Source organism: Chryseobacterium sp. 3008163, assembly GCF_003669035.1.
Classification (GTDB): Bacteria; Bacteroidota; Bacteroidia; order Flavobacteriales; family Weeksellaceae; genus Chryseobacterium.
Window position 1 is genome coordinate 3400422 of sequence record NZ_CP033070.1, and the last position, 21092, is coordinate 3421513.

A 21092-nucleotide genomic window follows, 5' to 3' on the forward strand; every position below is an offset into this window, starting at 1 on the left:
GTGACTTAAAATTTATAATCATGCATAGAAAATTATTCTCCTTGGCAGTTCCCGCGATTTTTGCATCAGCCGTTTTTGTTTCATGTCAGAAGGAAAAACCTGTGACAAGTGAAGGGACTGAAGTTACGACAACAAAAGATGGTAATCAATATGTGCTAGATACTTTGAATAGTAGGGTAGAGTGGAAGGGTTATAAGGTTTTTAAATCTGAAAATACCAGTCATTTCGGGACGATTACTTTTGAAAGTGGTGACGTTACGGTAAAAGATGGAAAACTTGAAAGCGGAAAATTCGTAGCAGATATGAATTCTCTGACTTCTGTTGATTTAAAAGATGATGCAGAACAATTAAATAAATTAAATAGTCATTTGAAGAGCGGAGATTTTTTCGAAACAGAAAAATTCCCAACATCTTCTTACGAAATAACTAAAGTAACTCCGTCTGCAGAAGGTGATTACAATACGCTTTTAGATGGTAATTTAACGATAAAAGGTATTTCTAAACCTGTTCAGTTTAAAGCAAATGTTTCGATAAACGAAGGTGTTGTAAGCATTGCGACAGAGCCGAAGGATATTATGAGGGAAGAATTTGGGGTGAAATTTCAAAGTCCTGCTGAGAATGGCGTGATTAAAGATGAGGTAAGCCTTCAGATTAATGTGAAAGCCTTAGAAAAGAAATAATTATTTAATACTAAATAAACCAAATAAAACTGTCTCTGTAAAAAGACAGTTTTTTTATGATAAATTCAAAACTTTTTTAATTGGAAAACCTTATTTTTGCAGATACATTTTTGAAAGGGTTAAAACAATGACAGAAAAGATAGAAGAATTACTAATCGAAGTAAACGGCTTCAGCGCAACATCCAAAGATGAGATTGAGAACTTCAGAATCAAGTATAATGGTAAAAAGGAGTTTTAAATGATTTTTATGAATCATTAAAAACAATTCCGAATGACCAGAAAAAAGATTTTGGACAAAAAATCAATTCTTTGAAGCAAGCTGTGGCTGCCAAGTTGGAAGATTTTAAAGCATCTTCTGAGTCTTCTATAATTCTCGAAAAAGAAGACCTTACAAGACCTGCTTTTCCTTTAGAATTGGGTTCAAGACATCCGATTAATATCGTTAAGAACAGAATTATCGATATTTTTAAATCGATCGGTTTTGCTGTAGCAGACGGACCTGAAATTGAAGACGACTGGCACAACTTCACGGCATTAAACTTACCAGAATATCATCCGGCGAGAGATATGCAGGATACTTTTTTCATCGAGCAGAATCCTGATATTTTGTTGAGAACGCATACATCATCGGTTCAGATTCGTTACATGGAAGAAAATCAGCCGCCGATCAGAATATTATCTCCGGGAAGAGTGTTTAGAAATGAGGCAGTTTCTTCACGTTCGCATTGTATTTTCCATCAAATTGAAGGTTTATATATTGATGAGAAAGTGAGTTTTGCAGATTTAAAACAAACGATTCAGTTTTTTACTACAGAACTTTTCGGTAAGTCAAAAATCAGAATGAGACCTTCGTATTTTCCTTTTACAGAGCCAAGTGCAGAGATTGATGTGTATTGGGGATTAAACTCTGAAACAGATTACAGAATCACAAAAGGAACGGGGTGGTTAGAAATTATGGGTTGCGGAATGGTAGATCCTGCAGTTTTGAAAAACGTAAATATCGATTCTGAAAAATATTCCGGTTATGCTTTCGGAATGGGTATTGAAAGAATTACAATGCTTCTTTACCAAATGAGCGACATCAGGATGTTCTTCGAAAACGACATTAGAACACTAGAACAATTTAAGTCATTATAATCAATTTATAATTAAAATAAATTCAAATCCTGTAAATTAAGTTTTTACAGGATTTTTTATTAAATTTATACGATAATTACACACGAGAATGATTAGAAAATCAATGAGTTTCAGATTGAGAAAAGTTGTGCAATATTCTCTTATTTTTTGCATTTTGCTAATACAGTGTATCATAGCTGGATTTTTTTATAACGAATTTATCAATAGAAAAAACTTGACTTTTATTGAAAATCAGTTAAAGGAAGTTCACGTATTGGAGAATTTGACCGACGACTCCAGAAAAGAATTGATCAATGCTCAGGATTTTTTCCAGAAATATGTGATGAGTGAGGATAAGCAGTTTTTGGAATCTTACTTCAACTCTGTCAACAAGCTTACCAAAAATTTAGACAGCATCAATCATTTCAAATATCAGAATCCACGATTAAAAAACATTTTAGCATCACATCAAAAAGAGGCTGGCAAAACAAAAAATTTGAAAAAGCTTGTAGATTCTACTTACAAATTTTCTACTAGTTCTAATACTAGAATCCCTGATGAGTTACCAAAACTTACGAAATATAAATTTGATTACAATTTTGATAAATTTGAGGTGCAAACAAAAACGTACTCAGATACTGTAAAAAAGAAGGGGCTCTTTGGTCGTTTGGGAGATGCCATTGCCGGAAAAGAAAATGTACGAAAAGACAGTGTGGTGGTGACAGTGAAAGGTGGAAAAATTTTAGATGTTCCCACAGTGAAAAATGAGTTTGATAGTATTGTAAATTCCATCAATAATCATTATACAAAAGAGGTGCAGATGATTCGTGTGAAGATGGGCAAAAATAAAGATAAGAGCAAAATTGAAAGCAATAAATTCTTTTCTACGTTCAACTCTCTATTGGTCTACAGCAATGAGTTGATGAATATTTATGAGTTTGCTGTGAAAGATTCTAAAGCAGATTTAGAAAAAGAATATGCCCACCAAAATTCTGAAAGCAACAAAATCAGAAAATATCTGGTATTGGGATTAATGGTTTTGATGTTCATCGTCTCCATCTTAATCATGTATTTTACAAGAATTGCTTTTATATATGAAAGAAAATTGAATGCTGCCAATAAACAAATCAGTGAAAACCTGAATTTTAAAAACAGGATTTTAGGGATGCTCAGTCATGAATTGAGATCTCCTTTGAAAATTATTGGAATTTTCATCAACAGAATCAATAAAAAAACAACTGACGAAAGCATTAAAGAATATTTAAAGTCAATAAGCTTTACCAATAACACTTTACTGATGCAGGCCAATCAGATTTTAGAATATACCAAAAATCAGCACGTTGAAAATAAACTGATTCCTGTTGTTTTTAATCTTAAAAATGAAATTACATCAATCTTAACTTCGATTGAACCTTATATAGAAACCAGAAATAATAAGTTTATTGTTCAGGAAAATATTGATCCGAATATTGTCGTTTTTTCTGATAATACTAAAATCAATCAGGTTTTTATGAATATTCTGGGGAATGCCAATAAGTTTACAGAGAACGGGCAAATCAGTGTTGATACTTCCGCAGAAAAAACAGATGAAAAAACAGTTACTTTAACCACAAAGATAAGCGACACTGGCGCAGGAATTTCAAAATCTGATTTAGAAAAAATATTTGAACCTTATTATCAAGGTGTATTGTCTAATGAGGTAGAAAACCTCGGAGCAGGTTTGGGACTGAGTTTATGTAAAGAAATTGTAGAATTGTATGATGGAAATATTTCTGTAACCAGCGAGCAAAATGAAGGAACGACGGTGTCTTTTGTTATTAATTTAAAACTGAATCAATGAGTCAACCAGATCGAGAGCCAATCACTTTTTTGCTTGCAGACGATCATAGCCTGATTAGGCAGGGGCTTTTGTTTGTGATAGAAGATATTTCACCAGACAGCAAGATTTTTCAGGCATCTAATCTTCAGCAGGCTTTGGAATCGGTAAAAAATAATGAAATTGATATCGCAATCATCGATGCTCATTTTCCTGATGGAAACAGTCTTACTATTTTACCAGAGATAAAAAAGATAAGACCAGAAATTAAGATTCTGATTTTTACAGGAATTGACGAAAGCACGCAGTCATTAAAATACATCAACGCAGGTGCTAATGGGTTTCTTGGCAAAATGAGTGAAGAGGATGAGATAGAAAATGCGTTGCAAAAAATGTTGCAGTACGGGGAATATATTTCTCCGGTAACGCAAAGTTTATTGTTGAATTCTTTGCGCAATCCAAAAGGAGCAAACCCATTGTCACGCTTAACGGAAAGAGAATTTCAGATTGCAGAATTGTATGCCGAAGGTTTTGGCAATCTTGAAATTGCTAATAAATTAGATGTAAAACAAAATACCATCAGCACCATCAAAAAGAGAATTTTTGAAAAGCTGGAAATTGAAAATATTGTTGAGCTTATTGAATTGATCAAAAATAAATGATAATTTTTAAGATTTCACTTACTACTTGCCACTCATTTTTACGATAAATTATCAACAGAATCATCACAGATTCTGTTTTTTGTAGATAAATATCTACAAGCTCATCGATGTATATCTAAGCTATTTATGCTAATTGTATTTCAATATGTTGGTACTTTTGTATCAAGATAATCGATTATATAATCATATCCGAAAAATAATGTGAGGTTTGGTTCAAAAACACAAATGATGATTTCAAACTTCAGATCGAAACACAAGTGATGAAAAAAAGTATCAAAGTGCAGAGCCGAAAAGGCTCTGTATGAGATACTAAAAAATGAAACACAAATTCATGATGGCTTAGAAGCCGCAAATGATGATCTTATATCAAGTAACACAAATGATGAAGAATAAAGTATCACCATGCAGGGTCGAAAGGCTCTGTGTGAGATACTAAAAAATGAAACACAAATTTATGATGGCTTAGAAGCCGCAAATGATGATTTTATATCAAGTAACACAAATGATGAAAAATAAAGTATCACCATGCAGGGTCGAAAGGCTCTGTGTGAGATACTAAAAAATGAAACACAAATTCATGATGGCTTAGAAGCCGCAAATGATAATTTTATATCAAGTAACACAAATGATGAAGAATAAAGTATCACCATGCAGGGTCGAAAGGCTCTGTATGAGATACTAAAAAAATAAAACACAAATTGAGAAAAAGTTTCTAAACACAAATGATGAATCCTTAGTATAATTACAAGCTACAAAGTTTTGTTACCGATACAGGAAAATGCCAAAGCAATATTTTTGCTTTGGTTTATTTTTTTAAATTGTTACTTAGAAAACTTCAGAGGATATTTCACGTTCTTGTAATCATCAATACTTGCTTTCAATGATCCCACAGCTAATTCCGCTTTCAAGAGTAAAGGAATGTGATTGTTATCGTTAGAAACCCACATCGTCACACCTTCTTTTTCTTTAAAAACTCTTCCGCTTTTTACAGACGGAATAATTTTCAGCGCATTGATTGTTCCGAATTTTGTCTTTAAATTTTCTGTTCCTACAACCTTTAACTGAAAAGGAAACATCTCGTCATCAATCCAAACATTCATATTAAAAATAGTTCCGGTTTTGAGTTCTGCAGGAGTTTTACTTCTCAAAAATAAAAACATGAAAGCATATCTTGCACACCTTTTACCGATTTTATTGTTTTCACTCCATTAGCCGGATTTTTCTTATCTGTTAAGAGCAACGTTTGATTATCATGATTGAAAACAGTCTGCAAATGCTGAGAGTAACTTCCTTCCTTCACATTTCTTACATAATAAGTGGGCAGTTCTGTTGCCATGTTGATATAACTTTCATAGATATCTTCCACTTTAAAGAAAGCTTTTACAGCACCTGTGGTTTGTCCTGTTCCTCTTACATAAAGATGTTGTGCTCCCTGGAAATTGGTGGTGCGTGCGGATAAATTAGCACTTCCTGCATTTAAAAACCCATAATGAATTCGCAATGTAATCGATTCGCCATTCGAAATATTAGTGATTTGAGAATAGCTGAAAAAGAAAGCAAATATTGCTATAATATTAAAAAAATTCTTCATGTTATAAATTTTACAAAAATACTGCCAAATAAATTTCAGTTTCTTAAGTACGAGATTTGATAAATCTCAGTTTTTTATTTAAGTTCGATTAAATATGCTTCGCATTAAAATTAGTAAATTTGCAGTTACTTACAATTAAATTATCATCATATTATGATTACTACAGATATATTAATTATCGGAGCGGGACCAACCGGACTTTTTGCTGTATTTGAAGCAGGTTTGCTTAAAATGAAATGCCACATCATCGATGCACTTCCTCAGCCGGGAGGGCAATTGGCAGAGTTGTATCCTAAGAAACCGATTTTTGATATTCCGGGTTATCCGTCTGTAAATGCTGGTGAGTTGGTAGATAATTTAATGGAGCAGATCAAACAATTCCAGCCTGGATTCACTTTGGGAGAAACAGCAATTTCTTATACTAAAGTAGACGATGAATGGTTTGAAGTAGTAACCAACAAAGGAACTGTTCACAGATGTAAAGCTATCGCAATTGCAGGAGGTTTAGGAACTTTCGAACCAAGAAAACCTACAATGGATAATGTGGCAGACTACGAAGAAAAAGGTCTGGAATATTTCGTAAAAGAACCTGAACATTTCAGAAATAAAAAAGTAGTAATTGCAGGAGGTGGAGATTCTGCCTTAGACTGGAGCGTTTTCTTATCCAATGTAGCAAGTGAAGTAACGTTGATTCACAGAAGAAACGAATTCCGTGGAGCTTTAGATTCGGTAGAAAAAGTTCAGGACTTAAAGAATCAGGGTAAAATTAAATTAATTACTCCAGCAGAAGTTACGGCCATTAAAGGTGACGGGAAAGTAGAAGCGATCACTGTTGTAAGAGACGGAGAAGAACCGGTAGATATTGAAACAGATTATTTCATTCCATTATTCGGGCTGACTCCAAAGTTGGGAGAAATTGCTCAGTGGGGACTGAATATCGAGAAAAATGCCATCGTAGTCAACAATGCCTTAGATTACCAAACCAATATAGAAGGAATCTACGCAATTGGTGATATCAACACGTATCCCGGGAAATTGAAGTTGATTCTTTGTGGTTTCCACGAGGCAACTTTAATGTGTCAGAGTGTTTACAACAGATTAAATCCGGGTAAAAATTCGTCTTGAAATATACAACGGTAAGTGGAGTAGATGGGTTTGATGGTAGCCGTAAAGAAGCTGAGAAAGCGGTTGTTAAGAAAATAGATTAATTTGGTTTTTAGGTTTTAGTTTTCGGTTGCTAATTACACATTTCTGGAAACCATCAACTATTAACCATCAACTAACAACATTAATTAAAATGAACGATATAAATATAAGAATCACTGACAGGGAAGGATTGACTCACGATATCGTGGCTCCTACTGATATGTCGATGAATTTGATGGAGATCATCCGTTCTTACGAATTGGCAGAAGAAGGAACCATCGGAGTTTGCGGAGGAATGGCAATGTGTGCCTCATGTCAGGTGTATGTAATCAAGGATCCAGGACTTGAGCCGATGGGTGATGAAGAAGATGCCATGCTTGGCGAAGCATTCCATGTAGAGCCCAACAGCAGATTGGGTTGCCAGCTGCACATGGCGATGGAAATGGAGGGTCTTGAAGTACAGATTGCTCCTTATCCTTAGATTAAAATAAAAAACTCCTGAAGATTTTCTTCAGGAGTTTTTGTTTATATCAATTTTTTAATCTTTAGAAGGTTGAAAATTCGGATGTCCCACTTGCCATAATGCAAATGAATAAATATCTGCATATTCTTTAAAAACAACATCAAAATCACTTGTAAAATGCCCATTATCATAGTTTGCATACAATAATGTAGGTTTTCCTGAAGCTGAATTATTTTGTAAAATTCCTGCAAATTTACCCGGCATCCAAGGAACAACTCTGGAATCGTTCATACCTACACGTATAATTACAGCAGGATATTTTCCACCTTTTTTCACCTTACTTTGAGCGTCCATTTCAATTAAATGTTTTGTGTCTTCTTCATTTTTAATAGATCCAATTTCCGGAATTTGATTAGGTCCGTTTGCTGTAGTTTCAGATCGTAATGTATTGGTCATGCCTACTTCGGCAATTGCCACTGCAAAAAGATCAGGTCTTTCAGTAATTGCTCTTCCAATAAGAATTCCACCTGCACTTACACCATTTCCGATTAATTTTGAAGGAGAAGTATATTTTTGATTAACCAGATATTCCGAACAAGCAATAAAGTCTTTCCAGGTATTGGGTTTTGTAGCTTTCATTCCTGATTCGTGCCATTTTTCACCCTTTTCGCCACCACCTCTTACGTGAGCAATGGCAAGAATAACTCCTTGTTCTAATAAAACGGAAAGTCTTGTCGAAAAACGGGGTTCATAAGAAAATCCATAACCACCATAACCTGTTATATAAGCTGGATTACTACCATCCATTTTTATGTTTTTAGGATAAATAATAGAAAGCGGAACCATTACGCCATCGTGGCTTTTTATTTCAACTTCTTTTACGGTATACAATGTATTATAATCAGGATAATTGGTTTCAGAATTCAGAAACTTACTTTTTACCGGATTTCCTTTTCAGGATTGTATTCATAGGTCGTTAATGGAGTCAGCCAATTAACGTTATTACAAAAAATGTTATCATTTTCACGTTGGTTAAGTGATAACGAACTATTTACTCCAGTCGGGAAATCAACTTTTTTCCGGTAAGTGTATTGATGTTTACCTGATATTTATCTCTGATGATACCGTTTCCTAATGAATAATAAAGATAATTTTTAGAATTATGGATACTGATAATTACGCCATCTTTACTCTCAGGAACAACCACTTTTGCATTGTTAAAATCAGGATTTGATAAGCTTGTTAGAGTAATTTTGTAATTAGGAGCATCTTTATGAGTAAGAAGAAACAGTTTGTCACCTGAAATAAATACATCAGTAATGTCATCTGAAGGCTTTACAATCTGTCTCCACTTGATTTTTTTATTTTTAATTCCGAATAAGATGCAACGAAAATTGGGCTTTCTGATTTTACAGAGCTTAATCTTAAAACAAGATATTTATAATCATCAGTAAAAGAAATGCTTGTAAATTGTTCCGTTAAAGCATTCAATTCGGGATAATTTTCTCTTGATGCTAATATTTTATCCGTTTTTGTGTCGGTTCCAATAATATGTAACATTGCTTTCATATCTTTTAAAAGCATATTGCTGTTCGGATCTGCCGTGCTCATTTTGGTATAAATGATAGCTTTGTCATCTGGTGTAAATTCAAATGCAAATTCGCTCCAGATAGGGCCAATTTTATCATTCAGAAATTTTTTCGTCGGGAGATCTAAAATTCTTAAATCACAAATTTCGCCCCCTGATTTTGATAATAAAAAAGCAATTTTCTTAGCTTTAGAATCAACTATGAAATTGGTGATTTGTGTGTTTTTACCAAGAGTTTCGGGATCAAAAATCAATGTTTCTTTTCCTGTAGAAAAATCTCTTGAATAGAGTTTCGAGAGATTTTCACCCTTTTTGGTTTTGGTATAAAAATAAGTGTTTTGTCTCTCTAATATCGCATCAAAAGAATCGCCATTCATTTCCTGTACCTCCTTCATGCGTTTATAAAGATCTTCACTATGCGGAATTTTATTAATCACGCTATGGCTAAAATCTGATTGAGATTTGAACCATTTTTCTACCTCTGGATTTTTGATATCTTCCAGCCATCTATAATTATCTGTGATTTTAGTCCCGAAATAATCGTCAACAACAGAATTTTCAGGAGTTTTTGGATAATTATATTGTGCCAAAAACAAATGACTTGCAAATAAACTTGCCGACAGAATAATGTTTTTCATAGTTATATTTCTTGTTGGTGTGTGACAATGATATTAGCAAATGTACTAAACTTCCTCCTTCGAAATCCATTTTCCAACTGTTGGGGCTTGATAATTTTTCATTTTTTCTAAAAGTTCATCAATACTGTTGCTCACCAAAAGCATTTCCTGATTTATCTGTTTTAAAATCCTTTATCAACCATCGTCTGAACTAATTTGATTAAATCATCATAAAATCCATCAATATTCAAAATGGCAATTGGTTTTTTGTGAAGTCCAAGCTGTGCCCAAGTAATCATTTCAAATAATTCTTCCAGAGTTCCAAATCCGCCGGGAAGTGCAATGACGCCATCGCAAAGGTCATTCATTTTGGTTTTTCTTTCGTGCATGCTTTCTACCAAAATTAATTCGGTAAGATGGGTGTGCGCAATTTCTTTTGACTGTAAAAAATGAGGAAGAACGCCGATTACTTTTCCGCCTTCCTGTAACACTCCGTCAGCGACTGCTCCCATCAATCCCACATTGGCACCGCCATAAATAAGTTGGATGTTTTGGTTCGCTAAAGTCTTTCCGAGCAAAGTTGCCTGCTCTTTATATTTTTCATCCGAACCGAAACTCGATCCGCAGAATACGGTGATACTTTTCATAATTTTTTTCGCTAATAAAATTTTAAAAAATTTAAATTGAAGTTAAGAATAATCATTTGATTTTTAATTTTTCAATTTAAATCGAAGCAAACTTAATATATCTTAACTTCTTAAATCGCCTTAGTGGTTTAAATAAAAAATATCCAAAATCAAAAGACTTTGGATATTTCAATTTGATTAAATTATCTTTATTTCAAAGGAATATTCGCTAAAATATCCTTCGTAAAACTCCAAAATTTCTGTGTTGAAGAAATATTTGCCTTTTCATCAGGAGAATGGGCTCCTCTAATGGTTGGTCCGTAACTTACCATTTCCATTTCTGGGTAATTAGCACCGATGATTCCACATTCTAAACCTGCATGACAAGCGACAACGTGAGGTTTTTCTGCAAATTTTTCAGTGTAGATTTTTTCCATCATCTGAACGATTTCAGAGCCCGGTTTTGGTTTCCATCCGGGATAAGATCCGCTGAATTCTACCTTCATTCCTGCTAATTCTGAAACTGATTTTAATTGTTCAGCAACAGAATCTTTAGATGAATCAACAGATGATCTTGAAAGATTCAAAATTTTCAAACCACCTTCCTTCAATTCAACTCTAGCTACATTGTTTGATGATTCCACCAAATCCTGCACATCCGGACTCATTCTGTAAACGCCGTTGTGAAGCGACTTTAAAACCAAAATAATTTTCTTTGAATCTTCCTGAGAAAGCGCTTTATCAGAACTTGTAGAATTTTCAATATTAATTTGAAGACCTGCCTCGATGGAAGCAAATTCTTCTAGAATTTCTTTTTTAATTCCGTTGGCCACGTTCTCAATAAATTCTCCTGAATTTCTCACGGAAATCAAAGCAACAGCCTCTCTAGGGATTGCATTTCTCAAACTTCCGCCGTCGATAGAAACCAACTGAACGTTTTGATTTTCCAAAGCTTTATAAAGGATTCTCCCCAAAATGATATTGGCATTTCCGAAACCTTTGTGGATATCCATTCCTGAGTGTCCACCTTGCAAGCCTTTCACTTCGATTCTTACAATTTGCCCGTTAGAAGCATTTATAGGATAGCTTTGACTTACCGTTACATCAATTCCACCTGCGCATCCGATGTCGATTTCGTCATCTTCTTCTGTGTCTAGATTTAAAAGGATTTGGCCCGTCAATTGTCCGGGTTTTAAACCTAAAGCTCCGGTCATTCCCGTTTCTTCATCGATTGTGAAAAGCGCTTCCAAATCAGGATGCGGAATGTCTGAACTTTCAAGAACCGACATGATGGTTGCTACGCCCAAGCCATTATCAGCACCTAAAGTTGTTCCTTTCGCTTTTACCCAGTCTCCGTCAACTTCCATTTGGATTCCTTGAGTTTCAAAATCGAAATTTACATCGTTGTTTTTTTGGCAAACCATATCCAGATGCGACTGCATCACGATTGATTTACGGTTTTCCATTCCAGGAGTAGCAGGTTTTTTAATAATGACGTTTCCTACTTCATCGACCGTAGTTTCTAAACCTAAATTTTCACCAAATTCTTTAATGAAAGCGATTACTTTTTCTTCTTTTTTGACGGTCTCGGAACAGCATTCAATTTGGAAAAATTCTTCCAGATAATCTGCGGTTCTATGTTTGATAGTTCCATAAAATTTATTTTTATCAAAATTACGAAATCGCTATGATTTAGAAACGAAAATACCAACTAAAACTCGGCGATTGCATATGACAAATAAAAAAATAAAAATACATATGAAATAAAAAATGCTCCCGAAATTCAGGAGCAGTATTTTTGCTTATTGCTTATTGCTTATTGCTTATTGCTTATTGCTTATTGCTTTAGCATCCGCATTCGCCATAGATTGGCATTGTTGTAATGCTTCCGTCAGGTTTTTCAATCGTTAAAGTACCTTCAAACAGTAAAACCTCTTCGTGTTTTATCTTTTTACCTTTCACAGAGATTTTATAGTTCTCATTTTCAATTTCTTTGGTTAGTTCTTCATCTGCTTCCATATCGCTTGAGGAAATCAAATTCATAGCGATTCTTTTTCCATCGAGTTTCATGTAAGCGGTTTTTCCTGCATCGTCAGCGTAAATGTATTTTTCGTTTTCAAAATCTGCTTTATTTCTTGCAAAGTAGCAAGAACATTCTTTGATTTCTTTAGGAAAAGGAAATATATCCACCAAAATATTGGCAGGTTTAGCATCTGTTTTCGCAGAATCCTGAACAATGTTCAAAGAATCTTTAGGTGTCGAATTTGAAACGGTTTCTTTTTCCTTTTTACAGGCAACTAATAAAAATGCTGAAAAGAACATGATAAGATATTTCATCGGTTAAATTTTTAATTATAAAGGTTTTATTTTTTACATTTTTCTAAATTGCCACTCTGGATTACTTAATTTTTGCTCAATATCAAATTTCGTAATTTTTCAAGCTGTGTGTCTGATTTCCAAAGAATCTGATTGAGGTTTCTTTCAATTGCGATGTCAGGTTCTGTACCGAAACCATCTAAAATTTTACCATCTTTTTGGAACGAAACCATTGTACTTATTTTTATACGTATTTGTGAGTTTGGTAATTCAAATCTTTCGCTATTCCCACTTGATCCATCTGTTGTTGTTCCTACGATTTTTATATTCGGAATGTTTTTAAAAACCGCAACAAACACAGATGCAGCACTAAAACTTTTTTCGTTTGCTAAAATATAAACAGGTCTGTTGTAATAAAATGATTGATTAGCTATTTTCTTGCCATTTAATAAACCAAAATAATATTCGCTGTATTTTTTGTTATCTAACTCATACATCGGTTTAAATGTTTTCAAAAAATGTTTAACACTTTTCTGTTCGTTTTTATCTAATTCGGAGAAGGAAAATAGACTTCTGCTGTGTAAACTTTCACTGTATTCTTTTGATATCGGAATTTGAGCTCTTTGTTTGGTTGCATTAATGACATAAATAGAATCGGGATGAACAAAATATTTTGCCAATTCATAAGTTACATCACGAGTTCCACCACCGTTGCTTCTTACATCTATAATCAAAGCTTTGCTATTGTTTTGTATAGATTTCATAAAAGAATTGATTTTTTCAAATAGAGCTGGTGCATCATCTTTACTAACCATTGAAGGAATGTGAATGTATCCAATCTGGTCTTTTATATCAAAAAGTTGGCTTACAATTTCTTCTTTATTATAATCTTCATCCTTAACTAATGTATACTTTCTTTCAAATTCATCATCCCAATAAATCGACCTTTTTGCATTGTTAACCGGAGAAACGACTAAAACCGTATCGTTTTTAAGTAGTCTATCTGAAAGCGTTAATTTGATTTCTGCAGGTAATGGCTTGTTCAGAACATTGTATACTTTTTGGATATCTCGGAGTTTTCGAACTGCTCTTGTGAAATATGTTTTCCTCGGAGCTGTAAATTCTTCAGGAAGTATTTTTTGAAGGAAATTATCGACTGATACTTCATCAATCTTTTTTAGATAAGGAAATTTCGAATTTAATAATTCTAATTTCTTATCGTTATTTCTGTTTAACACCAGAACATTATTGCCTTCTGGAGCATATATAAATGGTAAGAAAAGCGAATCTTTAATGTCATAATCTCTTACAGAAGCGTGCCTGTCACCGATTTTTCCGACTGCTTGAGCTAAAAATAATCCAAAATCTTCAAGTCTTGTTATGTCTTTTAAGTTTTGTTGGTAATTTTCAAAATTCTCATTGATGTTATAACCATTTAAATAAACATAAGAAGATTTGTCATTCAATATTTTCCCAAGAAATTCTAAGTCCTGACGAATCTGTAGTTTTGATAAATTTTTACCTTGAGCCTTTGAGATTATTGTTAATAAGCTTAAAAGTATTGAGAAAAATAATTTCTTTTTCATTAAAATCTTTATTGAGAAAATTCATTATCCTCAGCTATCTATCCCCTTGCTCTTTCAAGTAGTACCATCATCAATAATGATAAAACCACTAAACTTTCGTCTTCGTCATCAATATCAACCACTCTATCAAGCTGAAATCTTCTTCCGAACATCGACGGCATTTTTTTAGCTTAAAATATTCTTTTCCGTCCATGCCTTTTACGGTATAAGATGGATTAAGGAAATATCCGGTAAACATTCCAATGATAGGGATTTCTCCAACCATCCCATCGAAGAATTTAACCCAAGCATTATCTTCTGTAATGGTAAATTTTTGCTGATCCGCTTCGTCTAAAACATTGTAAGAAGACTTCCAGATAGAACGCATTCCTTTTCTGGCCAATCTTCCGAAGTTTTTCCCAATGGTATCTTTGATCGAATATGACGCATTAAAATCAATCCACTGATTAGCCTGAATTCTGAAAAGCTCTTTGGTTTTGCTTTCGTCATTGAAAACGATAACGTCTTCTTTCAGTTTAAACATTTTTTGACGTACGTAAGCGACAGAGCTTCCGTTTTTATCTGTGATGTTGAAATCGCTGGCAAGAGTTGTGATTTTAAATTTAAAATCGAGCGGATAGTTGAGGTTGTTAAGTACCATTTAGTTTATTTTTCTGTTTAATATTTTGATGATCAAAGATAATGGTTTGACAAGAATTTTTTAGTTTAAATTTCAAAGATTTGAAGTTTTATTTAAATTATTTGGTAATAGATGAAAATTTTTTTGTAATTGGTATATTTTTTATCTTTACATTATAATTTAATTAAAGATCATGGCAATATTAATTCACACCAGCTCTTTTGAGGAACAATCTTTCCTTGAAAGTCTATTGAAAAAAATGAAAGTTCCTTTTGAAAGTACAGATGCAGACCAAAGAGTAAGTGTATCTAAAGCTGAAATGGATTCTATTAAGATTGGTTTAGATCAATCAAACAAAGGTGATTTGTTGTCAAGTGAAGATGTGCATAAGAAAGCAAAGAATTTATGCTCAAAGTAAAATGGACTTCCGAAGCACAGGAACAATATTTCAAAACTTTAGAATTTTGGATTGATCATAATCAGTCAACTTCATATTCTGAAAAAATTATTGAAGAAATAATAAATACAGAATCTCTTTTAATAATTAATCCGTTCATTGGGTTGATCGTTGAAAATACAAATGATAAAGTTAGGCGTGTTTTAATACTCCATAATTTTTCTCTCTATTATAGAATTACTTATGATACTTTAGAAATTATTTCTTTTTGGGGTAATAAAATGAATCCGGATGATCTAAAATTATAGATCGAATTTTAAAATCTTTCTTTATTAAAATTCATTATTCATTCCTCTTTTTCAGCTTTTTATTCATGATCTTTTTGCTTATTTTTGTCTTATGGATTATCCAAGTAAAGTATTGGCAAAAGCGGTTGAGGAAATTTCCGGACTTCCGGGTATTGGGAAGAAAACCGCCTTGCGTCTTGCGCTTCATTTACTTAAACAACCTAATTCCAGAGCGACAAGTTTAGGAACTTCAATCATCAATTTGGTGAATGAAATTAAATACTGTAAAGAATGTCACAACTTTTCAGATTTTGATATCTGCGAAATCTGCAGCAATGAAAAACGCAGTGACGAACTGATCTGCATAGTAGAAGATGTACGCGATGTTATAGCTATCGAAAATACAGGAAAATACAGAGGGAAATATCTCATTTTGGGAGGAAAAATCTCTCCAATGGAAGGCGTAGGACCTCATCAGCTGAATATTCCGAGTATTGAAAAGAAATTGCAGCAAGGTCAGGCTAAAGAATTTATTTTTGCTTTGAGTGCTACGATGGAAGGTGATACGACCGCTTATTATATTTATAAAAAATTCAAAAATTCAGGCATTCAGTTTTCTAGTATTGCCAGAGGAATTTCCGTAGGAGATGAATTGGAATATGCAGACGAAATTTCTTTGGGACGATCAATCATCAACCGACTTCCATATAACGAAAAGGATTAAAATGACTCACAAACTTTCAATCATTATCGTTAATTATAATGTGACTCAGCTTCTGAGAAACTGTCTTCTTTCTATTGAAAAATATGCGAAAGATGTCGATTATGAAGTTATTGTGATCGATAACAAATCTACCGACAGTTCGTGGGGCGACCTCATTCCCGAATTTCCAAAGGTGAAATTTATTGCTTCTGAAAAAAATAAAGGTTTTGCAGTTGCGAATAATAAAGCAATCAAAACTGCTGAAGGAGAATATCTTTTAATTTTAAATCCGGATACTGAGCTGGAAGGTTTTTATTTAAATGAAATTTTAAATTTCGCTGATTCTAAAACTGATTTCGGATGTTTGGGTGTGAGAATGCATGATGCAAATGGAAATTTTCTTCCGGAAAGCAAACGTTCGGTTCCTGATATGTTTAATTCTTTCGAAAAACTTTTTACCAGTTTTAAAAAGAAAAGTTCAAAATCATATTATCGAAATGATATTGACGAATTTGAAATTGCTGAAGTAGAAGTGATCACAGGAGCGTTTTTTTTGGTTAAAAAAGAAATTTACGAAAGAGTGGGAGGGCTTGATGAAAAGTATTTCATGTATGGCGAAGACATTGATTTGTGTTACACTTTATTGAAAAACGGATTTAAAAACTATTACTATGGAAAAGCTTCTATCCTTCATCACAAAGGTGAAAGTACAATAAAAGATGAGGTTTATCTTGAAAGGTTTTACGGCGCTATGCAGATTTTCATTGATAAATATTACAGAGAGAGCAAACCTTTGCAATATTCATTTCTGAAAGCGGGATTAAAATTAAGACACAAAATAGAGCTCATTAAACTCAAATAAAAAAGCAACTCAATTTGAGTTGCTTTTGTTTTATCTTAAATAAAATATTTCTTATTTAGTTGCCGGAGTACTTACCGAAGCTGTAGTTTTAGAAGCTGGAGCTGTTTTATTAGCCGGTACTTCAGTTTTAGTAGGAGCTGCTGGAATTACCGGTGCTGCTTGTTTTGGTTTCCCTGTAACAACAACGCTGATTAAAATAAGAACGATAATCACCGCTCCTAAAGTCCAAGTTGACTTCTCCATAAAGTCGTTAGTTCTTTGTACTCCGAACTGTGCAGAAGATGCACCTCCGAATGTACTTGAAAGACCGCCCCCTTTAGGGTTTTGAGCCATAACAACGATTACCAATAAAATGCTGGCAATCATAATAAGAACCATCAATAGTGTAAATATAGTATCCATTAATTCTAATATCTTTTTGAATGGGCAAATTTAATGTTTTTTTACAGAACCGCAAAATAAAGATTTCACTAAAACAAAAAGCGGCAACAATTGTCGCCGCTTTTTTAATAATATCTATGATCTTATTTGAAATCAGTGTCTTTTGCCTGGTTTACTTCGTAAGATTTTACTTTCATGGTCATGTCCATACCCATTTGGTTGATATTGATTGTGTAAGGCATTTTCACACCAGATACATCTTTATAATCAGCAAATGTGGTTGGTACTGTCATATCTTGTCCTTGAGCTTTTACAGTTTCAGTTTCTCCGGTTTTAAGACCTGTTTTTACACTGTAAAAATAAGCTTTGTCAGCAGTTTTGATTGCGTAAGAATCTTCACCGTTGATTTTCTCAATTCCTGCCAATTTGTAATCTGCAGATTTAGCAAAAGCTAATTCTTCGAAAAGTTCAGTGTTTTTTAGGTTGTCAGCAATTTCTTCTTTAGTCATTACTACTTTTTGACCACCTTGTTCAGAATAACCTGTTTTACCATCAAAAACCTGCTTTTGAACAGTTTGTCCCATCATTGATAATACAGTCAATTCTTTTCCACCTTGTGCTTTGACTGTTTTGAAATCAATATTTTGTCCTTGTACAGACATTACCGCGTTCATTGTATAAGATGCAACTTTAGCTAAATTAGCTTTTCCGCCGATAGCAGTGATGTATTTGTCTACAACAGAAGCTACTGTTACGTTGGCGTCAACTTTTTGAGCAACTGGTTTTGCAACAGGGTTAGCATTTGCATCAAAATATTTTACGGGATATCCTAATTTCTCCAATCCTTCAGAAATATCAGACGCTTTACCAGCGATGAAAATTCTGCTTTGGTTTGGTAAAATATTCGCTTTTACAGCATTTGAAACATCAGCAGCAGTTACTTTATCGATTGACTTCAGATAGTTGGTATAGAAATCTGCAGGAAGATTGTTTACCTTTTGGTTTACAGCAAATCTTGCGATTGTTGCAGGTTGCTCAAGAGCCATGATGAAACTTCCTTTCAATTTAGCTTTAGCGTTAGCCAATTCTTCAGGTTTTACCATAGAAATTCCATTGAGTTCATTCATGAATTCTTTAACGGCCTTATCTGTAACTTCATTTCTTACGCTTGCTTCAGCTGAAAAATCAGGAGAATATTTGCTTGCCGTCATGCTTGAGTATGCACCATACGTAAAACCGTTTTTCTCACGAAGATTCATGAAAAGTCTGGCTTCACCACCACCACCAAGAATATAGTTGGCAATTGTTGCAGGAAAGTAATTAGGATCGCTCATCTTCAATGAAGTAAGGTTTCCTACAGAAACTACAGACTGCACAGCAGAAGGTACATCTACCACGTTGATTTCAGTTTTAGCAACATTCGTAGCTGGTTCAAGAGCTGCAAATTTAGTATCTGCTTTTTTCCAGTTATTGAATGTTTTTTCAACCAAAGGTTTGATCTGATCTAGTTTCACATCACCAACGATTACCAAATAAGCATTATCTGGAGCGTAGTATTTTTTGTAAACGTTTTGTACGTCTGCCAATGTGATTTTTTTGATAGATTCTTCTGTCTCAAATTCACCTCTGGAAGTGTTTTTTCCGTAAGCCAATGCATTAGAAACTCTTGAAGCAATAGAAGAAGCATTTTTCTCTTCAGATTTTAATCCTTCGATGGTTCTTTGTTTTGCAGTTTCAATTTCGTCTGCAGAGAATTTAGGATTAATGATGGCATCAGACATCAAAGTCAATACCTGTGGGAAATATTTTGAAAGAGAATTGGCAGAAGCTCCTGCAGAAGAGAAGTTTAAGCTTGCTCCCAGGTAATCTATTTTCTTGTTAAATTCGTCTTTGCTCAATGTGGTTGTTCCGTTATCAAGCTGGCTTGCCATGATTTCGCTTACTCCTGCGATGTTCCCTTCGAAGTAAGGTTGTCTGTCCATAGAAAGACTCATGTTTACTCTTGGCAGTTTGTTGTTTTCAACTACCATTACTGTTAAACCGTTCTTTAATTGGAAAGTTTTTGGCTGAGCAATGTTGATTGCAGGTGTAGGACCTGCTTTTGGCATTGCATTAAGATCAATTTTTTGTGCAGAAAGCATTCCTGTGAATAAAAATGCTACTGCTATATAGGTTAATTGCTTTTTCATTTGTAAAAATTTAATTGTAATCATTCTTTTAAAACGTAAGGTCTAAAAGAGATTATTTTTTTTCAGGTACGTAATTGATGATTACTCTTTGGTTAGAATTAAGATACTTTTTAGCAGCATTTTGCAAATCTTGCTTCGTAATAGATTTGTAGATGTCTATTTCTTTGTTGATTAAATTGGTATCTCCCATCAAAACGTGGCTCGTCGCCAATGAAGAAGCAATCCCTTGAATACTAGAATTGGTATTCACAAACTGATTCTCATATTGGTTTTGAAGTTTTTGATAATCTTCGTCAGAAATTAAAGTAGTCTGTACTTTTTTAATTTCAGCATCGATGTCATTCTGTAAAACCTGCTTCGTTGTAGCTCCCATCGGGATTGCAAAAAATGCAAATACACTGTAATCTTCCATACCTTGGTTGAAAGCCGCTACCTGAAGTGCTTTTTTATCCTGATCTACCAATTTTTTATATAAAACTGAAGATTTACCATTACTTAAATAAGAAGAAAGCATATCTAAAACATAAGCATCTCTTTCTTTATTACTTGGCGTTCTGTAAGCAAAAATATATGCAGGAAGCTGGATATTTGCATCAGTCGCAGTTACTTCTTTTTCCTTTGTGATAGGCTCATCTTTAGGGAAGTTTTTAGGGGTTACTTCACCTTTAGGGATGCTTCCGTAATATTCAAGAATCCATTTTTTAGTCTGTTCAGGCTTGATGTCTCCGGCAACGACTAAGGTAGCGTTGTTTGGAACATAATATTTTTTATAGAAAGCCTTGAACTCGTCCAGTTTAGCACCGTTCAAATCTTCAATAGAACCAATTACAGATCCGTGGTACGGGTGATTGGTGAAAAGATTCTGCTGAATGGTGTTGAAAAGATTTCCATAAGGGGAATTATCCATTCTTAATCTTTTCTCTTCTTTTACAACCTCTCTCTGGGTATCTACACCAATTTGGTTAATTTCTGCATGACGCAATCTTTCAGCTTCCATCCAAAGACCCAATTGTTCATTGTTTGAAGGGAAAGTTTCGTAATAATACGTTCTGTCCATGCTTGTGTTAGCATTGTTTTGTCCTCCGTTTGAAGATACGATTTTAAACCATTCTCCTCTTTTGATGTTTGGAGTTCCTTCAAATAAAAGGTGCTCAAAAAAGTGTGCAAAACCAGTTCTTCCTTTTATTTCGTCTTTACCACCAACGTGATACATTACCGCTGTAGTAACTACGGGAGCAGTATTATCTTGATGAAGGATTACGTGCATACCGTTTGGTAAATCATACTCTTCGAATTTGATTTGTTGTGCATTCAGCATTACTCCAAAAAAAGCAGCAGCTGCAACACTAAGAAGTCGTTTTTTCATAAATAGAAATTGTTTTGTCAATGAGTGCCAAAAATACATGAATTGTTACAAATTTTTAATAAAATTTTGTAGTTTTAAAAG

The 21092-nt window shown here is 33.8% G+C and carries 17 protein-coding genes and 5 pseudogenes; 10 read left to right on the top strand and 12 right to left on the bottom strand.

Annotation, left to right across the window (positions count from 1 at the left end; all coding sequences use genetic code 11):
• Window positions 1-20 precede the first annotated feature (20 nt).
• The 4 genes from EAG08_RS15640 (at window position 21) to EAG08_RS15655 (ending at window position 4274) form a co-directional block, all read left to right on the top strand.
• On the top strand, window positions 21-680 hold the full coding sequence (locus EAG08_RS15640; protein WP_129536247.1) for a YceI family protein: 660 nt from the start codon (window positions 21-23) through the stop codon (window positions 678-680).
• Between the two features lie 309 nt (window positions 681-989).
• The gene (gene pheS / locus EAG08_RS15645; RefSeq protein WP_410493267.1) at window positions 990-1817 is read left to right on the top strand and encodes a phenylalanine--tRNA ligase subunit alpha; all 828 of its coding nucleotides are present in this window, start codon (window positions 990-992) and stop codon (window positions 1815-1817) included.
• A gap of 214 nt (window positions 1818-2031) precedes the next feature.
• The gene (locus EAG08_RS15650) at window positions 2032-3636 is read left to right on the top strand and encodes a sensor histidine kinase (RefSeq protein ID WP_228446596.1); all 1605 of its coding nucleotides are present in this window, start codon (window positions 2032-2034) and stop codon (window positions 3634-3636) included.
• Window positions 3633-4274, top strand: a complete 642-nt coding sequence (locus tag EAG08_RS15655; RefSeq protein ID WP_129536249.1) for a response regulator transcription factor — start codon at window positions 3633-3635, stop codon at window positions 4272-4274. Before EAG08_RS15650 ends, EAG08_RS15655 begins: the two co-directional genes overlap by 4 nt.
• Window positions 4275-5095: 821 nt before the next feature.
• Here the strand turns inward: EAG08_RS15655 and EAG08_RS15660 are convergent.
• A pseudogene (locus EAG08_RS15660) lies at window positions 5096-5865 on the bottom strand (DUF3108 domain-containing protein).
• A 153-nt stretch (window positions 5866-6018) separates the two neighbouring features.
• Here EAG08_RS15660 and EAG08_RS15665 point away from each other — a divergent pair.
• Window positions 6019-7073 (top strand): annotated as a pseudogene (locus EAG08_RS15665) (NAD(P)/FAD-dependent oxidoreductase).
• A gap of 89 nt (window positions 7074-7162) precedes the next feature.
• Window positions 7163-7492: a 2Fe-2S iron-sulfur cluster-binding protein gene (locus EAG08_RS15670; protein ID WP_129536250.1), complete on the top strand. Its 330-nt coding sequence runs from the start codon at window positions 7163-7165 to the stop codon at window positions 7490-7492.
• A 57-nt stretch (window positions 7493-7549) separates the two neighbouring features.
• On the opposite strand, the gene EAG08_RS22255 is transcribed toward EAG08_RS15670, so the two are convergent.
• From EAG08_RS22255 to EAG08_RS15700, 8 genes and pseudogenes are all read right to left on the bottom strand, one after another.
• Window positions 7550-8365 (bottom strand): prolyl oligopeptidase family serine peptidase, encoded by an 816-nt coding sequence (locus tag EAG08_RS22255; protein ID WP_228446597.1) that lies wholly within the window; start codon window positions 8363-8365, stop codon window positions 7550-7552.
• A 160-nt stretch (window positions 8366-8525) separates the two neighbouring features.
• Window positions 8526-8912, bottom strand: a complete 387-nt coding sequence (locus tag EAG08_RS22715) for a hypothetical protein (RefSeq protein WP_317126330.1) — start codon at window positions 8910-8912, stop codon at window positions 8526-8528.
• Entirely contained in the window at window positions 8810-9700 is an 891-nt protein-coding gene (locus tag EAG08_RS22260; protein ID WP_262696747.1) for a hypothetical protein, read from the bottom strand. The genes EAG08_RS22715 and EAG08_RS22260 overlap by 103 nt, the downstream gene beginning before the upstream one ends.
• A 45-nt stretch (window positions 9701-9745) precedes the next feature.
• Window positions 9746-10326: pseudogene (locus tag EAG08_RS15680) on the bottom strand (TIGR00730 family Rossman fold protein).
• 188 nt (window positions 10327-10514) lie between these two features.
• Window positions 10515-11959 (bottom strand): annotated as a pseudogene (locus EAG08_RS15685) (aminoacyl-histidine dipeptidase).
• A gap of 191 nt (window positions 11960-12150) precedes the next feature.
• Complete coding sequence (locus tag EAG08_RS15690; protein WP_129536251.1) at window positions 12151-12642, bottom strand: hypothetical protein; 492 nt, start codon at window positions 12640-12642, stop codon at window positions 12151-12153.
• Between the two features lie 65 nt (window positions 12643-12707).
• The gene (locus EAG08_RS15695; protein WP_129536252.1) at window positions 12708-14207 is read right to left on the bottom strand and encodes a S41 family peptidase; all 1500 of its coding nucleotides are present in this window, start codon (window positions 14205-14207) and stop codon (window positions 12708-12710) included.
• A 38-nt stretch (window positions 14208-14245) separates the two neighbouring features.
• A pseudogene (locus EAG08_RS15700) lies at window positions 14246-14847 on the bottom strand (hypothetical protein).
• 172 nt (window positions 14848-15019) lie between these two features.
• Here EAG08_RS15700 and EAG08_RS15705 point away from each other — a divergent pair.
• The 4 genes from EAG08_RS15705 (at window position 15020) to EAG08_RS15720 (ending at window position 17075) form a co-directional block, all read left to right on the top strand.
• Window positions 15020-15244 (top strand): hypothetical protein, encoded by a 225-nt coding sequence (locus tag EAG08_RS15705; RefSeq protein ID WP_129536253.1) that lies wholly within the window; start codon window positions 15020-15022, stop codon window positions 15242-15244.
• On the top strand, window positions 15232-15531 hold the full coding sequence (locus EAG08_RS15710) for a type II toxin-antitoxin system RelE/ParE family toxin (RefSeq protein WP_129536254.1): 300 nt from the start codon (window positions 15232-15234) through the stop codon (window positions 15529-15531). The genes EAG08_RS15705 and EAG08_RS15710 overlap by 13 nt, the downstream gene beginning before the upstream one ends.
• A 91-nt stretch (window positions 15532-15622) precedes the next feature.
• On the top strand, window positions 15623-16234 hold the full coding sequence (gene recR, locus EAG08_RS15715) for a recombination mediator RecR (RefSeq protein WP_129536255.1): 612 nt from the start codon (window positions 15623-15625) through the stop codon (window positions 16232-16234).
• 1 nt (window position 16235) lies between these two features.
• Window positions 16236-17075 carry a glycosyltransferase family 2 protein gene (locus tag EAG08_RS15720; RefSeq protein WP_129536256.1) on the top strand — a complete coding sequence of 280 codons (840 nt, stop codon included), beginning with the start codon at window positions 16236-16238 and terminating at the stop codon, window positions 17073-17075.
• A gap of 51 nt (window positions 17076-17126) precedes the next feature.
• On the opposite strand, the gene secG is transcribed toward EAG08_RS15720, so the two are convergent.
• The 3 genes from secG to EAG08_RS15735 form a co-directional block, all read right to left on the bottom strand.
• Entirely contained in the window at window positions 17127-17477 is a 351-nt protein-coding gene (gene secG, locus EAG08_RS15725) for a preprotein translocase subunit SecG (RefSeq protein ID WP_129536257.1), read from the bottom strand.
• Between the two features lie 122 nt (window positions 17478-17599).
• The gene (locus tag EAG08_RS15730) at window positions 17600-19645 is read right to left on the bottom strand and encodes a M16 family metallopeptidase (RefSeq protein ID WP_129536258.1); all 2046 of its coding nucleotides are present in this window, start codon (window positions 19643-19645) and stop codon (window positions 17600-17602) included.
• A gap of 52 nt (window positions 19646-19697) precedes the next feature.
• The gene (locus EAG08_RS15735; protein WP_129536259.1) at window positions 19698-21011 is read right to left on the bottom strand and encodes a M16 family metallopeptidase; all 1314 of its coding nucleotides are present in this window, start codon (window positions 21009-21011) and stop codon (window positions 19698-19700) included.
• Window positions 21012-21092: the final 81 nt, after the last annotated feature.

Bases quoted from the DNA above. Each gene is read 5' to 3' on its own strand.
- EAG08_RS15720 (WP_129536256.1), top strand. From the start codon at position 16,236: ATGACTCACAAACTTTCAATCATTATCGTTAATTATAATGTGACTCAG.
- EAG08_RS15655 (WP_129536249.1), top strand. From the start codon at position 3,633: ATGAGTCAACCAGATCGAGAGCCAATCACTTTTTTGCTTGCAGACGAT.
- EAG08_RS15670 (WP_129536250.1), top strand. From the start codon at position 7,163: ATGAACGATATAAATATAAGAATCACTGACAGGGAAGGATTGACTCAC.
- EAG08_RS15705 (WP_129536253.1), top strand. From the start codon at position 15,020: ATGGCAATATTAATTCACACCAGCTCTTTTGAGGAACAATCTTTCCTT.
- EAG08_RS15690 (WP_129536251.1), bottom strand. From the start codon at position 12,642: ATGAAATATCTTATCATGTTCTTTTCAGCATTTTTATTAGTTGCCTGT.
- EAG08_RS22260 (WP_262696747.1), bottom strand. From the start codon at position 9,700: ATGAAAAACATTATTCTGTCGGCAAGTTTATTTGCAAGTCATTTGTTT.
- EAG08_RS15640 (WP_129536247.1), top strand. From the start codon at position 21: ATGCATAGAAAATTATTCTCCTTGGCAGTTCCCGCGATTTTTGCATCA.
- recR (WP_129536255.1), top strand. From the start codon at position 15,623: ATGGATTATCCAAGTAAAGTATTGGCAAAAGCGGTTGAGGAAATTTCC.
- EAG08_RS15710 (WP_129536254.1), top strand. From the start codon at position 15,232: ATGCTCAAAGTAAAATGGACTTCCGAAGCACAGGAACAATATTTCAAA.
- EAG08_RS15695 (WP_129536252.1), bottom strand. From the start codon at position 14,207: ATGAAAAAGAAATTATTTTTCTCAATACTTTTAAGCTTATTAACAATA.
- secG (WP_129536257.1), bottom strand. From the start codon at position 17,477: ATGGATACTATATTTACACTATTGATGGTTCTTATTATGATTGCCAGC.
- EAG08_RS15730 (WP_129536258.1), bottom strand. From the start codon at position 19,645: ATGAAAAAGCAATTAACCTATATAGCAGTAGCATTTTTATTCACAGGA.
- EAG08_RS15735 (WP_129536259.1), bottom strand. From the start codon at position 21,011: ATGAAAAAACGACTTCTTAGTGTTGCAGCTGCTGCTTTTTTTGGAGTA.